Annotated in this window: 11 protein-coding genes; 6 read left to right on the top strand and 5 right to left on the bottom strand. The window is 68.5% G+C overall.

Annotation, left to right across the window (positions count from 1 at the left end):
* Positions 1 to 56: 56 nt before the first annotated feature.
* Positions 57 to 2,183: a bifunctional 2',3'-cyclic-nucleotide 2'-phosphodiesterase/3'-nucleotidase gene (locus A9975_RS03940; RefSeq protein ID WP_255503055.1), complete on the top strand. Its 2,127-nt coding sequence runs from the start codon at positions 57 to 59 to the stop codon at positions 2,181 to 2,183.
* A gap of 43 nt (positions 2,184 to 2,226) precedes the next feature.
* Positions 2,227 to 3,042, top strand: coding sequence for a tetratricopeptide repeat protein (locus tag A9975_RS03945; protein WP_183031486.1), 816 nt, complete (start codon positions 2,227 to 2,229; stop codon positions 3,040 to 3,042).
* Positions 3,043 to 3,141: 99 nt separating this feature from the next.
* Here A9975_RS03945 and A9975_RS03950 read toward each other — a convergent pair whose 3' ends face one another.
* Together A9975_RS03950 and araD are read right to left on the bottom strand one after the other, a co-directional pair.
* Entirely contained in the window at positions 3,142 to 4,125 is a 984-nt protein-coding gene (locus A9975_RS03950; RefSeq protein ID WP_183031487.1) for a tripartite tricarboxylate transporter substrate binding protein, read from the bottom strand.
* Between the two features lie 95 nt (positions 4,126 to 4,220).
* On the bottom strand, positions 4,221 to 5,987 hold the full coding sequence (gene araD / locus A9975_RS03955) for an L-arabinonate dehydratase (RefSeq protein WP_183031488.1): 1,767 nt from the start codon (positions 5,985 to 5,987) through the stop codon (positions 4,221 to 4,223).
* A gap of 260 nt (positions 5,988 to 6,247) precedes the next feature.
* Between araD and A9975_RS03960 the strand changes: the two genes are divergently transcribed.
* The 4 genes from A9975_RS03960 (at position 6,248) to A9975_RS03975 (ending at position 9,370) form a co-directional block, all read left to right on the top strand.
* Positions 6,248 to 7,315: a LacI family DNA-binding transcriptional regulator gene (locus A9975_RS03960; protein WP_183031489.1), complete on the top strand. Its 1,068-nt coding sequence runs from the start codon at positions 6,248 to 6,250 to the stop codon at positions 7,313 to 7,315.
* A gap of 93 nt (positions 7,316 to 7,408) precedes the next feature.
* The gene (locus tag A9975_RS03965; RefSeq protein WP_183031490.1) at positions 7,409 to 8,350 is read left to right on the top strand and encodes a 2-hydroxyacid dehydrogenase; all 942 of its coding nucleotides are present in this window, start codon (positions 7,409 to 7,411) and stop codon (positions 8,348 to 8,350) included.
* A 112-nt stretch (positions 8,351 to 8,462) separates the two neighbouring features.
* Positions 8,463 to 8,657 carry a DUF1059 domain-containing protein gene (locus A9975_RS03970; protein WP_183031498.1) on the top strand — a complete coding sequence of 65 codons (195 nt, stop codon included), beginning with the start codon at positions 8,463 to 8,465 and terminating at the stop codon, positions 8,655 to 8,657.
* A 164-nt stretch (positions 8,658 to 8,821) separates the two neighbouring features.
* Positions 8,822 to 9,370: a nucleoside 2-deoxyribosyltransferase gene (locus A9975_RS03975; protein WP_183031491.1), complete on the top strand. Its 549-nt coding sequence runs from the start codon at positions 8,822 to 8,824 to the stop codon at positions 9,368 to 9,370.
* A gap of 58 nt (positions 9,371 to 9,428) precedes the next feature.
* Here A9975_RS03975 and A9975_RS03980 read toward each other — a convergent pair whose 3' ends face one another.
* Genes A9975_RS03980 through A9975_RS03990 form a run of 3 tightly spaced genes read right to left on the bottom strand, consistent with a single transcriptional unit; the run spans position 9,429 to position 12,398 of the window.
* Entirely contained in the window at positions 9,429 to 10,067 is a 639-nt protein-coding gene (locus tag A9975_RS03980; protein ID WP_183031492.1) for a membrane integrity-associated transporter subunit PqiC, read from the bottom strand.
* The gene (locus tag A9975_RS03985; RefSeq protein WP_183031493.1) at positions 10,067 to 11,698 is read right to left on the bottom strand and encodes an intermembrane transport protein PqiB; all 1,632 of its coding nucleotides are present in this window, start codon (positions 11,696 to 11,698) and stop codon (positions 10,067 to 10,069) included. Before A9975_RS03985 ends, A9975_RS03980 begins: the two co-directional genes overlap by 1 nt.
* Positions 11,691 to 12,398: a paraquat-inducible protein A gene (locus A9975_RS03990; RefSeq protein ID WP_183031499.1), complete on the bottom strand. Its 708-nt coding sequence runs from the start codon at positions 12,396 to 12,398 to the stop codon at positions 11,691 to 11,693. Before A9975_RS03990 ends, A9975_RS03985 begins: the two co-directional genes overlap by 8 nt.
* Positions 12,399 to 12,418 lie beyond the last annotated feature (20 nt).

Below are 12,418 nucleotides of genomic sequence, written 5' to 3' on the forward strand. Positions count from 1 at the left end.
TTTGCGCTCGGGACAATGTCCGGCTCCAGGCACAACAAGAAAGAAGGGAGCCACAAATGCACCGCTGTCCGACCGACGTTCTACCCGCGCGCGCCGCGCCCGCTTCGTCCCCGATCCTCGCCGTGCCCACCGTGGCCGCGCTGGGCGCTGCCATCGTGGCCACGGTGTTGCTGGCCGCCTGCGGCTCCGATGACAGCCCTGCCAGCGCCGGCACGGGCACGGGTGTCACGCCGCAGGCCGATAGCGTCTCGGCCGGCACCAAGGCCACGCTGGCCCTGCTGGAAACCACCGACCTGCACACCAATGTGCGCAGCTACGATTACTTCAAGCTGGCCGAGGACAAATCCTTCGGCTTCGAGCGCGTGGCAACCCTGATCAAGCAGGCGCGCGCCGAGTTTCCCAACACCCTGCTGCTGGACAACGGCGACACCATCCAGGGCACCGCGCTGGCCGATTACCAGGCCCAGGTCAACCCGCTCAAGTGCGGCGAGACCCTGGCCATGTACAAGGTGATGAACGCGGCCAGGTTCGACGGTGGCGGCATCGGCAACCACGAGTTCAACTACGGCCTGGGCTATCTGAACCAGGTCACGGGCAACCGCTTCAACGTGGATGGCCTGCCCGACCCGACCGTGCAGACGCCGTGCGCCGGGCCAGCCTTCCCGCAGGTGCTGGCCAACGTGTACAGCGTGCGCACGCGCGCGCCGCTGTTCCAGCCGTACACCATCATCACCCGCCAGATCACCGCCACCGGGCCCGACGGCAACACCGTCACGGTGCCGGTCAAGGTCGGCATCATCGGTTTCACGCCGCCCGCGATCATGAGCTGGGACAAGCGCTGGCTCGACGGCAAGGTCTACACCGAGGGCGTGAAGGAAACCGCCGAGAAGTTCGTGCCGGAGATGCGCGCCAAGGGTGCCGACCTGGTGGTGGTGATCTCGCACGGCGGGCTCGATGCCTCCGCGTACTCGCCCGCCATGGAGAACGGCAGCTGGCACCTGTCCAAGGTGGCCGGCGTGGACGCCATGCTGATCGGCCACTCGCACCAGGTCTTCCCCGATGCCACCAGCACGGTAGCGCAGTTCAACCTGCCGGGCGTGGACAAGGTGCGCGGCACGGTCAACGGCGTGCCTACCGTGATGGCCGATTACTGGGGCCGCCGCCTCGGCGTGATCAAGCTGCAGCTCGCGCATGACGGCAATCGCTGGGTGGTCGACAAGAGCGCTACCATCGTGCAGGCGCGCTCGATCCAGAATGCCGACAAGAGCTATGTGGCGGCCGATGCCAGCGTGGCGGCCGCGGTCGACGCGGAGCACCAGGCCACCATCGCCTACGTGAAGACGCCGATCGGCACCACCGACTACCGCATGAGCACGTACTTCGCCGATGTGGGCGATCCCGGTGCGATCCAGATCGTCAACCAGGCGCAGGCGGCCTATGTGAAGGACTACATCGCCGCCAACCTGCCGGCGCTGGCCACGCTGCCGGTGCTGTCCGTCTCCGCGCCGTTCAAGAGCGGCTTTGGCGGCGGCAACGACTACACCGACGTGCAGTCCGGCAACCTTGCCATCAACAATGCAGCCGATCTCTACCTCTACCCCAACACCATCTACGCGGTGAAGGTTAGCGGCAGCGACGTCAAGGCCTGGCTGGAGACCGCCGCCAAGCGCTTCAACCTGATCGATCCGGCCAAGACCGCTGACCAGCCGCTCATCAGCAGCTTCCCTGGCTATAACTTCGACATGTTCACCTCACCCGACCTGCAGTACGAGATCGACGTGACGCAGCCGGAGGGCAGCCGCATCAAGAACCTCGCGTACAAGGGCGTGCCGCTCGACGCCAGCCAGCAGTTCATCGTGGCCACCAACAACTACCGCGCCAGCGGCGGCGGCAATTTCCCTGGCCTGGACGGCAGCAAGACGGTCTACGCCTCGCCGGACGCCAGCCGCGATGTGCTGATCGCCTACATCAAGAAGGCCGGTGCCATCACGCGCGCCACCAACGGCGGCGCGCGCAGCTGGCGCTTCACCAAGGTGGCCACCGCCGGCAAGGTGGTGTTTGCGTCCGCGCCGGGCCAGCTGGCTCTGGCGCAAGCCGCCGGCCTCGCCAATGTCGCGCTGGAGCAGGCGAGCTACGACACCACCAAGAACCTGTCGCTATACAGCGTCGACCTCAACCAGTAAGGCGGCAATGACCACGGCAATGAGCACGGCAACGAATACGCCAATGAAGGGAACGACGGCACCGGCATGCAGTGCGCCTGTGCGTCGCCACGGCCGTCAGCGCCGCCTGCATCCGGTCATCGCTGCCGCGCTGGCGGCGGTCGCGGTGGCGGCCGGCTGCGTGGGCGGGGCTTCGGCGTGGCGCGAGCATGCCAGCGCGCGCCACGCGCAGCTTGCGCAGTGGCAGACGCGGGCCGGCTCGGCCGGCGACGAAGAGGCGCTCGCGGCGCTGCGCCAGGCGGCGCGGGCGGGGGAGGGCGCGGCCCAGGCCGCGCTTGGCGAAGCGTTGTGGGCAAGCGGGGATGCGGCGGCGCATGCCGAAGGCCGTGACTGGCTGAAGCAGGCCGCCGGGGCGGGCGATGCGCGCGCGCATCTTGTGCTGGGCAAGGCGGCTTTCCTCGGCGACGCGCAGCGCGCGCCCGACGCTGAAGCGGCCTGGCACCACTTCGAGCTGGCCGCCGCCGCAGGCAATACCGGGGCTGCGTACTACCTCGGCTTGCTGCACCGTGGCGGCTATGGCCGCGCGCCGGACCCGGCCGCGGCCGCGCGCTGGTTCGAGGTGGCCGCCGATGCCGGCGTGCCGCAAGCGATGTTCATGCTGGCCAACGCCTATCGCGAAGGGGCTGGCGTGCCGCGCGACGAGGCCCGCGCGGTAGCGTGGTACGAGGCCGCGGCGGAGCGCGAGCATCCGGAATCGATCCAGGCGCTGGCGATGGCCTATCGGTATGGGGAGCTGGGGTTGAAGCGGGATGAGGGGAGTTTTCGGGCGCATCTGGCGGAGACAGCGCATGCGTTGAAGCATCCGGCGTTGAGTCCTTGATTTCTTGAGTCCTTGAGTCGGGGTGGACGGGGTGTTGGGGGGCATGCGTGCTTGTAGCCCCGCGTCAGCGGGCTACAAGCAGTTCAATCGATCCCGATATCAATCAATCCTGATATCCGCCGCCTTCACCACCTTCGCCCACTTCACAATCTCGCTACGCTGGAACTCCGCAAACTCCACGGGCGACATCCCCGACGGCTCCATGCCCAGCTTCTCCAGCCGCGCTTGCATATCCGGCGTCTTGATGATCGCCGAGATCTCCTTGTACAAGCGGTCCACGATTGGCTTGGGCGTATTTGCAGGCGCGAAGATGGCTTGCCAGGATTCCAGCTCGTAGCCGCTGACGCCGGCCTCGGCCATCGTCGGTACATTCGGCATGCTCTTGATGCGCTTGGCGGAAGTCACGGCCAGCGCCCGCAGCTTGCCCGAGTCGATATGCTGGGCGGCCACCACGGTCGTGTCGAACATCATGGGCACCTGCCCCGCCATCACGTCCTGGATCGCCGGGCCACTGCCCTTGTAGGGAATGTGTGTGATCTTGATGCCGGCCAGGCTCTTGAACAATTCACCGGCCAGGTGCTGCGAGGTGCCGTTGCCGGCGGATGCGAAGGCGAGCGTATCCGGCTTGGCCTTGGCTTCAGCCACGATGTCCTTCACCGTCTTGAACGGGCTGCCGGCGCTGACTACCAGCACATTGGCATTGGTCCCGATCAGCGTGATGGGGGCGAAGGACTTGACCACGTCGTACGGCATCTTCGGGTACAGGCTGGCATTGATCGCGTGCGAGCTGATGGTGCCGCCGAGGATGGTGTAGCCATCTGGCGCGGCCTTGGAGGCGTAGTCGGAGCCGATATTGCCGCCGGCGCCGGGGCGGTTCTCCACCACCACGGTGGTGCCTAGCGCCTGGCTCAGGCGCTGGCCGATCAGGCGTGCCAGGGTATCGGTGGTGCCCCCGGGCGGGAACGGCACCACGTAGGTGATCGGCTTGCTGGGCCAGCCGGCCTGGGCGGATGCGTTCAGCGGGAGGACGGCGGCGGCCAGGGTCGCCGCGGTGGCCAGCAGCGCAAGGGCTTGGCGTTTCATGGGGTGGGGTCTCCTCGGTTCTTATTGGGGTGGTGAAGCGACGATGAAGCGATGGCGGGGCGAGGGTGGGGCGCTAGCTAGGCGCTAGTTGGGCGCTAGTGGATCTCCGGCTCGCCGTCCTCCGGGGCATCGACCGGTTCCAGGAAATCAAAGTCGCAGCCCTTGTCCGCCTGGCTGACGTGGCGCAGGTAGAGCTTGCCGTAGCCGCGCTCGAACTTGGGCACGGGCGCGACCCAGGCGGCGCGGCGGCGCGCCATCTCGTCGTCGCTGATCAGCAGGTTGAGCTTGCGGGCCGGCACGTCCAGCTCGATCAGGTCGCCGTCGCGCACGAAGGCGAGCGGGCCGCCCACATACGATTCCGGCGCCACGTGCAGCACGCACGCGCCGTAGCTGGTGCCGCTCATGCGCGCATCCGAGATGCGCACCATGTCGCGCACGCCTTGCTTGAGCAGCTTCTGCGGAATCGGCAACTGGCCCCATTCCGGCATGCCGGGCGCGCCTTGCGGGCCGGCGTTCTGCAGCACGATCACGCAGGTGGCATCGATGTCCAGCGCCGGGTCGTCGATGCGCTGCGCCATGTCGTTGTAGTCGCGGAACACCACGGCGCGGCCGGTGTGGCGCAGCAGGTCTTGCTGCGCGGCCGGGGGCTTGATCACGGCGCCGTCCGGGGCGAGGTTGCCGCGCAGCACGGCCAGCCCGTCGCTGGCCACCAGCGGCTTGTCGCGCGGGCGGATCACGTCGTCGTTGAACACGCGGGCGCCTGCCAGGTTCTCGCCGAGCGTGCGGCCATCGACGGTGAGCGTGCCGGTATCGAGCAGGTCGCCCATCTGCGCGAGCATCGCGCGCAGGCCGCCGGCGTAGTAGAAGTCTTCCATCAGGTACTGGCCCGACGGACGGATATTGGCCAGCACCGGCGTGCTGCGCGCCAGTTCGTCGTAGCGATCCAGCGATAGCGCATGGCCGGCGCGGCGCGCCAGCGCGATCAGGTGGACGATGGCGTTGGTGGAGCCGGACAGCGCCAGCGCGGTGCGCACGCCGTTGTCGATGGCGGCGGGCGTGACGATCTCCGATGGCTTCAGGTCCTGCCACACCATCTCGACGATGCGCCGGCCCGACAGCGAGGCCATTTGCGCATGGCGCGAATCCGGCGCGGGGATCGACGAGGCACCGGACAGGCACATGCCGATGGCCTCCACCACGGCCGTCATGGTCGATGCCGTGCCCATCGTCATGCAATGCCCTGGCGAGCGCGCGATGCCGTCTTCGATGCCCTGCCAGTCCTGCTCGGTGATATTGCCGGCGCGCAGCTCGGCCCAGTACTTCCACGTATCCGAGCCGGAGCCCAGCGTCACGCCGTTCCAGTTGCCACGCAGCATCGGCCCGGCCGGCACGAAGAGGGTGGGCAGGTCCATCGCCAGCGCACCCATCAGCAGGGCCGGCGTGGTCTTGTCGCAGCCGCCCAGCAGCACGCAGCCATCGGCAGGGTAGGAGCGCAGCAGTTCCTCGGTCTCCATCGCCAGCAGGTTGCGGTAGAGCATGGTGGTGGGCTTCTGGAACGGCTCGGACAGGCTCATCGCCGGCATTTCCACCGGGAATCCGCCCGCCTGCCAGATGCCGCGCTTGACTTCGTCGGCGCGCTGGCGGAAGTGGCTGTGGCAGGGGTTGATGTCGCTCCAGGTGTTGATGATGGCGACAACCGGCTTGCCGGCGTAGTCGGCGCGGCTGTAGCCCATCTGCGCGGTGCGCGAGCGGTGGCCGAAGGCGCGCAGGTCGTTGGCGCCGTACCAGCGGTGGCTGCGCAGTTCCTCGGGCTGCTTGCGGGGCCGGTCTTGCGGCTTCTTGCCGGCGGGGCTTGCGGGCATGGGCTGTCTCCTCTGATCGGTAGCGTCGTGGCGACGTCTGCTCTTTTTTTGTCTGGCCCCGGCGGGCGGCCGTCCTGCTGCCCCAGCGCCGAAGACAGCAGATGATAGCGCTGTCATTTGTCGCCCACAACGCATGCGTGCTCGGGGTTAACCCGTCGCGCGCCCCCGCAGCGCAGCCTGCCGCGCGGCGCGGGCGCTATCATGGCGCCCATGCCGGCCCTGCGCCCAGCCGGCTTTTTTTTGCTTCCTTCACCACATTCATGGCCTCATCCCGCAAGCCGACCGCCCCTCGCACCGCCCCTCGTTCGGCGTCCGCGCCGGCCCCTGCCGGCCGCGCCACCGGCAGCGTCACGCTGGCTGACGTGGCCAAGATCGCGGGCGTCTCGCCGATTACCGTGTCGCGCGTGGTCAACCAGCCCGGGGTGGTCTCGGCGGGCACCGTGGCGCGCGTGCAGGAGGCCATCCAGCGCACCGGCTACGTGCCCAACCTGCTGGCCGGCGGCCTGGCCTCGCGGCGCAGCCGGCTGATCGCTGCCATTGTGCCGACCATCGCCAACTCGATCTTTGCGGACACCATCCAGGCACTGACCGATCGCTTCTCGCAAGCGGGCTACCAGATGATGCTGGGCTTGTCCGGCTATGCCGCCACGCGCGAGCAGGACCTGCTGGCCGCCATCCTTTCGCGCCGCCCCGACGGCATCGTGCTGACCGGCATCGCGCACACCGCCGACACGCGCCGGCGCCTGCTGGCCGCGCGCGTGCCGGTGGTGGAGACCTGGGACATCACGCCCACGCCGATCGACATGCTGGTGGGTTTCTCGCACGAGAAGGTGGGCCAGACAGTGGCCGAGTTCCTGTATGCGCGCGGCTATCGCAAGCCGGCCATCCTGTCGGCCAGCGACCAGCGCGCCGAGTCGCGCCGCCTGGGCTTTCTCGACGCGCTTGGCCGTCACGGCATCACGGAAGTGCCGAGCAGCATCGTGCCCGCGCCGTCCAGCCTGGGGCTTGGCCGCGAGGGGCTGGCGCGGCTGCTCGATGGCGGCGCGCGACCGGACGTGGTGTTCTGCAGCTCGGACACGCTGGCGCAGGGCGCGCTGTCGGAAGCCCGCGCGCGCGGGCTGAAGGTGCCGGAGCAGCTCGCGGTGATGGGCTTTGGCGATCTCAACTTTGCCGCGCATACCTACCCGGCGTTGTCGACGGTGCGCATCGATGGCCCGGCCATCGGCCGCACCGCCGCCGAATGCCTGCTGGCCCGCATCGATGGGCGCGAAGTGGGGGAGCGCATCATCGACCTGGGTTTCGAGGTCATCCAGCGCGAGAGCGCCTGACTCCCGAGCCTGGGCGCCGCCCTGCGGCGCGGTGCGGGACGCGTTATGATTGCGCTACCATCCAACGTTGCATTTTTTCCTCGCCTCGCATCCATGTCCCAAGCCACGCTTATCCAGATCGGCCCCCTCGCGCCGCAGATCAATTCCCGCCTGCGCGAGCAGTACCAGGCCGTGCCGCTGTGGGAGCAGCCCGAGCCGCTGGCGTGGCTGCGCGAGCACGCGCAACAGGCGCGCGTGGCGGTGACGTCGGCGCGCCACGGCATCACCGCCGAGGCCATCGCGGCCATGCCCAGGCTCGCGGCCATCGTGAGCTTTGGCGTCGGCTATGACTCGATCGCGCTGGACGCGGCCCGCGCGCGCGGCATCCAGGTCAGCAACACGCCCGACGTGCTCAACGACTGCGTGGCCGACCTCGCTTTCGGCTTGCTGCTCGACGCTGCTCGCGGCATCGCCCATGGCGACCGCTTCGTGCGCGCCGGCAAGTGGGGCAAGGACAACTTCCCGCTGACCACCCGCGTCTCCGGCAAGAAGCTCGGCATCCTGGGCCTGGGCCGCATCGGCGAGAAAGTGGCGCAGCGCGCCACCGGCTTCGGCATGGACATCGCGTACCACAACCGCCGGGCGCGCGACGGCGCGCCGTGGCGCCACGAGCCTGACCTGAAGGCGCTGGCCGGCTGGGCGGATTTCCTGGCCGTGACCTGCGTGGGCGGCCCCGAGACCGAAGGGCTGGTATCGGCCGACATCATCAAGGCGCTGGGCCCCAAGGGCATCCTGGTCAATGTGTCGCGCGGCAGCGTGGTGGACGAAGAGGCATTGGTCACTGCCTTGCGCGACGGCCGCCTGGGCGGCGCCGGGCTGGACGTGTTCCGCGCCGAGCCGGAAGTGCCCGAGGCGCTGTTTGCGCTGGACAACGTGGTACTGGCTCCGCACGTGGCCAGCGGCACGCATGAAACCCGCGCGGCCATGGCCGCGCTGGTGTTCGATAACCTCGACGCGTTCCTCGGCACCGGCAAGGTGATCACCCCGGTACTCTGACGCGCCGGCGGGCCCCCCGCGCTCGGCGCCGGTCCTATACTGGATCAGGCGGTGGATCAGGCGCCCGCCGCCCCGGTGGCGCCATCTCACCCTCACGCGTCAGGAGGCAATGATGGGACGCAAATATATCGATTGCCGCGAGTTTCCGAGCGAGTCGAAGTGCACGGTGGCATTGAGCGCCGACACCGAAGACGAACTGCTCGAAGTCGCGGTCCAGCATGCGGTGCAGGTGCACCAGCACCAGGATGGCCCCGAACTGCGGCAGATGCTCAAGGGGGCATTCAAGGAGGGCTCGCCGCCCGCGTGAGCACGGGAGAGCGGCAACGCAGGCCGCCGCCTGGCGAGGGCGGTGACCTGCCGTTCAGGTTCAGGTTCAGGTTGACGTTGGGTTGGAAGTGGTCGCTGTAGCCATCACGTCAAACACATGCGCTATCCTCACTGGCGTCAACGTCCGCCACCCAGCCACGCTCAATGAAAACCATCTACCTCGCCGGCTTCGACGTATTCCGCAAAGACGCCATCGCGTACGGCGAGGCCCTCAAGGCCCGCTGCGCCCATTACGGCTTCCTTGGCCTCTATCCCCTCGACAAAGCCGCCCCAGCCGGTCTTTGCGGCCCCGACACCGCGCGCTGGATCTACGAGGCGAACATCAATCTGCTGCGCCGCGCCGACATGGTGATGGCCAACCTGGACGATTTCCGCGGGCCGGGCGAGCCGGACTCGGGCACGGCATTCGAGGTGGGATTCGCCATCGCGCTGCAAAAGCCGGTATGGGGCTACAGCAGCGACCGCGGCACGTTGCTGGACCGCGTGGCCGTTGCCGCCGATGAAACGGATGGCAAGGGCGAACGGCTCGATGCGCGCGGCTTCGTGGTGGAGGATTTCGGCCTGAGCAAGAACCTGATGCTGGCCTGCTCGGCCAAGCTGGTGGCGGGAGACGCCGAGGCCTGCCTGGCGGCCATGGCCGAGTCGGAGCGGCGGCGCAGTTGCCGGGGCGCGCCGGCACCCGCGGAGGATTGATTCCGGCGCGGGCGGGACCTGCATCCCGCCGCGCCGCTACTTCGCCGCGACTTCTTTGCTATTTCGACGTGCCTCGGCGCAGTGATTCCACGCCGGCCGCGATATCGTCCGCGGTGCTTGCCACGATCTGGCGGTAAGCCGCCACGACGCCGTCCACCGCGCCAGGCGCGGCCAGCTCGGCCTGCGTGCGGCCGGCCCTGACCTTGCCGTCGGGCAGGCGGCGCACGGTCCAGTTGATGACGGCGCCGGCGCGCTGGCCCACGTCAGCGTCCAGCCGCACCACTTCGGTGGTGATGCGGAACACCGGTTCCACTTCCGACAGGCCTTGCTGGTAGGTATCGACCGCGCCTAGCCTGGCCTGCAGTTGCTGCGACAGCGCGTCGCGCAGCTCGTCCGGCAGCGGCGCGGACCAGCGCGACAGGTCCAGCAGCTTGAGCGCGTTGCCATCCTTGCCGTCACGCACCACCAGCTGCGGCCGGTTGAGGCGTTCAGGCACGCGCACCGGCGCAACCTCGATCCACACCGGCTGCGCTGGCGCGGCGGCCTGTCCTTCGGCGCCGCTCGCTGTAGCGGCGGCGGGACCCTGGGCCAGCGTGTAATAGCGCGGATCGGGCGAGGCGCAGCCCGCCAGCAGCGCCGCGGCGAGCGAGAGGGGCAGCAACAGGCGGTGGCAGGTCATCTCTATGCGGGTCATCATCATTTCTCCGGCTTGCCGCGCACCAGCGCTTCAGGGTGGCGTTCCAGGTATTCGGTCAGCGTGCGCAGCGACACCGCGGTGCGCGTGAGCTCCTGCATCATGCGGCGCGTGTCTTGCTGCAGCGGGGCGTCCGAGGCGAGCGTGCCGTTGGCCGTGCTCAGCGTCTTGCGCGCGTCCTGCAGCGCGGCCAGCACCTGGGGCGCCACATCGCCGTTGAGCTGGGCCACCAGTTTGTCGGCGCTGGTCATCATGGTGTTGAGCGTGGCCATCGACGTGCGCAGGTCCTGGCCGATCTGCTCGAACGGCACCTTGTCGATCTTGTTGACGATATCGCCCAGCTTGGCCTGCAGCTCGTCGAACGCGCCCGGCGTGGTGGCCAGTTCAGGCATGGCGCCATCCAGGTTGACGCTGGCCGGCGGCGCCTTGGGGAAGAAATCCAGCGCCACATAGAGCTGGCCGGTCAGCAGGTTGCCGGTGCGCAACTGCGCGCGCATGCCACGCTTGATCAGCGCCTGGACGATATTGCGCGCTCGGTTGACGTCCTCCACGTCACGCGCCCGGAAGCCCATGCGCGAGGGGTACAGTTCCACCACCACGGGCAGGCGGAAAGCCTTCTTCTCGACCTGGTACTCGATGCCGATCGAGCGCACCTGGCCCACGACCACGCCGCGGAAATCCACCGGTGCGCCGGGCGAGAGCCCGCGCACGGACTGGTCGAAGTTCAGCACGGCGAGTGAAGGCGCGATTTCTTCCGGCTCCTTCATCGCCTCGGTCTGGTCGCTGGCCAGCAGGAACTGGGTGTTCTCGTTAGCCGCATCCGTCGCCTTGGAGTCGTCCGGGGCCTGGAAGGCCACGCCGCCGAGCAGCACCGTCACCAGCGATTGCGTGTTGAGCTTGAAGCCGCCGGCATCGAGCTTGATGTCCACGCCGCTGGCGTGCCAGAAGCGCGAGTCGGCCGTGACGAGCTTGTCGTAAGGCTTGTTGATGAACACGCGCAGCGACAGGTCGCGCCCGTTGGGCTCCAGCTGGTAAGCCACCACCTGGCCGACCTGGACGCGGCGGTAGTAGACCGGCGAGCCGATGTCGAGCGAGCCGAGATCGGTGGCGCGCAGCACGAACTGCTTGCCGGAGGCATCGGTGGTGACGGCGGGCGGCACTTCCAGCCCGGTGAAGTTGTGCACGCGCTCCTCGGACTTGCCGGCGTCGACGCCGATATAGGCGCCTGACAGCAGGGTTCCCAGCCCGGAGATGCCACTGGTGGCAAAGCGCGGGCGCACCACCCAGAAGCGCGTGTCCTTGGTGGAGAAGCTCGCCGCATCCTGGGTCAGGTCGATCTTGGCGATCACGTGCGAGTGGTCGCCGGCCAGCCGCACGGACTTGACCAGGCCGATGTCCACGTCCTTGTAGCGTACCGGCGTCTTGCCCGGGACCAGGCCCTCGGCGGTGCGGAACGTGACCGTGATCTCGGGGCCGCGCTCGGTGAGCGTATGAATCAGCAGCGACAGGCCAACCAGCGCAGCCACGATCGGGATCAGCCAGACCAGCGAGGGCAGCCAGCGCGCCCTGCGGCGGCGCTCCGGCGCCGGTGGCTGCGAGGAAGGGGAGGGAGAAGACGGGTCTAGGTCAGGCATCGTGTTTATCCATCGAGTCCCACAGCAGGCGCGGGTCGAAACTGAGTGAAGCCAGCATGGTGAGCACCACCACGGAGCCGAACGCCATGGCGCCGGCGCCCGGGATGATGGTGGCGAGTGCCCCGGCGCGCACCAGCGAAGCCAGCAGCGCCACCACGAAAATATCCAGCATCGACCAGCGGCCGATGATTTCCACCAGCCCGTACAGCCGGGTCTGCTGGCGAATCCGCCAGCGCGAGCGGAAATGCACGGACAGCAGCAGCAGCGCGAGGATGATCATCTTCAGCAGCGGCACCACGATGCTGGCGATCAGCACCACGATGGCCAGCATGTTGGAGCCCGACAACCACAGGTAGACCACGCCGGAAAAGATGGTGTCGCGCTGCGTGCCCAGGATGGACTGCGTCACCATGACCGGCAGCAGGTTGGCGGGAATATAAAGGATGAGGGCGGACAGCAGGAACGCCCAGGTGCGCGCGAGGCTGTTCGGCTTGCGGTGATGCAGCGTGGCGCCGCAGCGCGGGCAGGGCTCGCCTTGCATCGCGAGCGGGCTGAGCGCGTCGCAGGCGTGGCAGGACACCAGGCCCATCGACGTGGCGGTAGGCACCTGCGGCAGCGGCCTGGTTTCGTCGTCGTCGGTCAGCTCCGCCATCACATCGGCGGCCAGGCGGCGCGAGCGTGCCAGCGCGGCGGCGCCCATCGGGGGCTTGGGGGTTGGGG

The organism is Cupriavidus sp. UME77 (genome assembly GCF_014170355.1).
Taxonomy (GTDB): Bacteria; Pseudomonadota; Gammaproteobacteria; order Burkholderiales; family Burkholderiaceae; genus Cupriavidus; species Cupriavidus basilensis.

Coding starts and splice junctions, on each gene's coding strand:
- araD (WP_183031488.1), bottom strand. CDS start 5,987: ATGCCCGCAAGCCCCGCCGGCAAGAAGCCGCAAGACCGGCCCCGCAAG.
- A9975_RS03990 (WP_183031499.1), bottom strand. CDS start 12,398: ATGGGCGCCGCCGCGCTGGCACGCTCGCGCCGCCTGGCCGCCGATGTG.
- A9975_RS03980 (WP_183031492.1), bottom strand. CDS start 10,067: ATGATGACCCGCATAGAGATGACCTGCCACCGCCTGTTGCTGCCCCTC.
- A9975_RS03985 (WP_183031493.1), bottom strand. CDS start 11,698: ATGCCTGACCTAGACCCGTCTTCTCCCTCCCCTTCCTCGCAGCCACCG.
- A9975_RS03950 (WP_183031487.1), bottom strand. CDS start 4,125: ATGAAACGCCAAGCCCTTGCGCTGCTGGCCACCGCGGCGACCCTGGCC.
- A9975_RS03970 (WP_183031498.1), top strand. CDS start 8,463: ATGGGACGCAAATATATCGATTGCCGCGAGTTTCCGAGCGAGTCGAAG.
- A9975_RS03965 (WP_183031490.1), top strand. CDS start 7,409: ATGTCCCAAGCCACGCTTATCCAGATCGGCCCCCTCGCGCCGCAGATC.
- A9975_RS03960 (WP_183031489.1), top strand. CDS start 6,248: ATGGCCTCATCCCGCAAGCCGACCGCCCCTCGCACCGCCCCTCGTTCG.
- A9975_RS03975 (WP_183031491.1), top strand. CDS start 8,822: ATGAAAACCATCTACCTCGCCGGCTTCGACGTATTCCGCAAAGACGCC.
- A9975_RS03945 (WP_183031486.1), top strand. CDS start 2,227: ATGAAGGGAACGACGGCACCGGCATGCAGTGCGCCTGTGCGTCGCCAC.
- A9975_RS03940 (WP_255503055.1), top strand. CDS start 57: ATGCACCGCTGTCCGACCGACGTTCTACCCGCGCGCGCCGCGCCCGCT.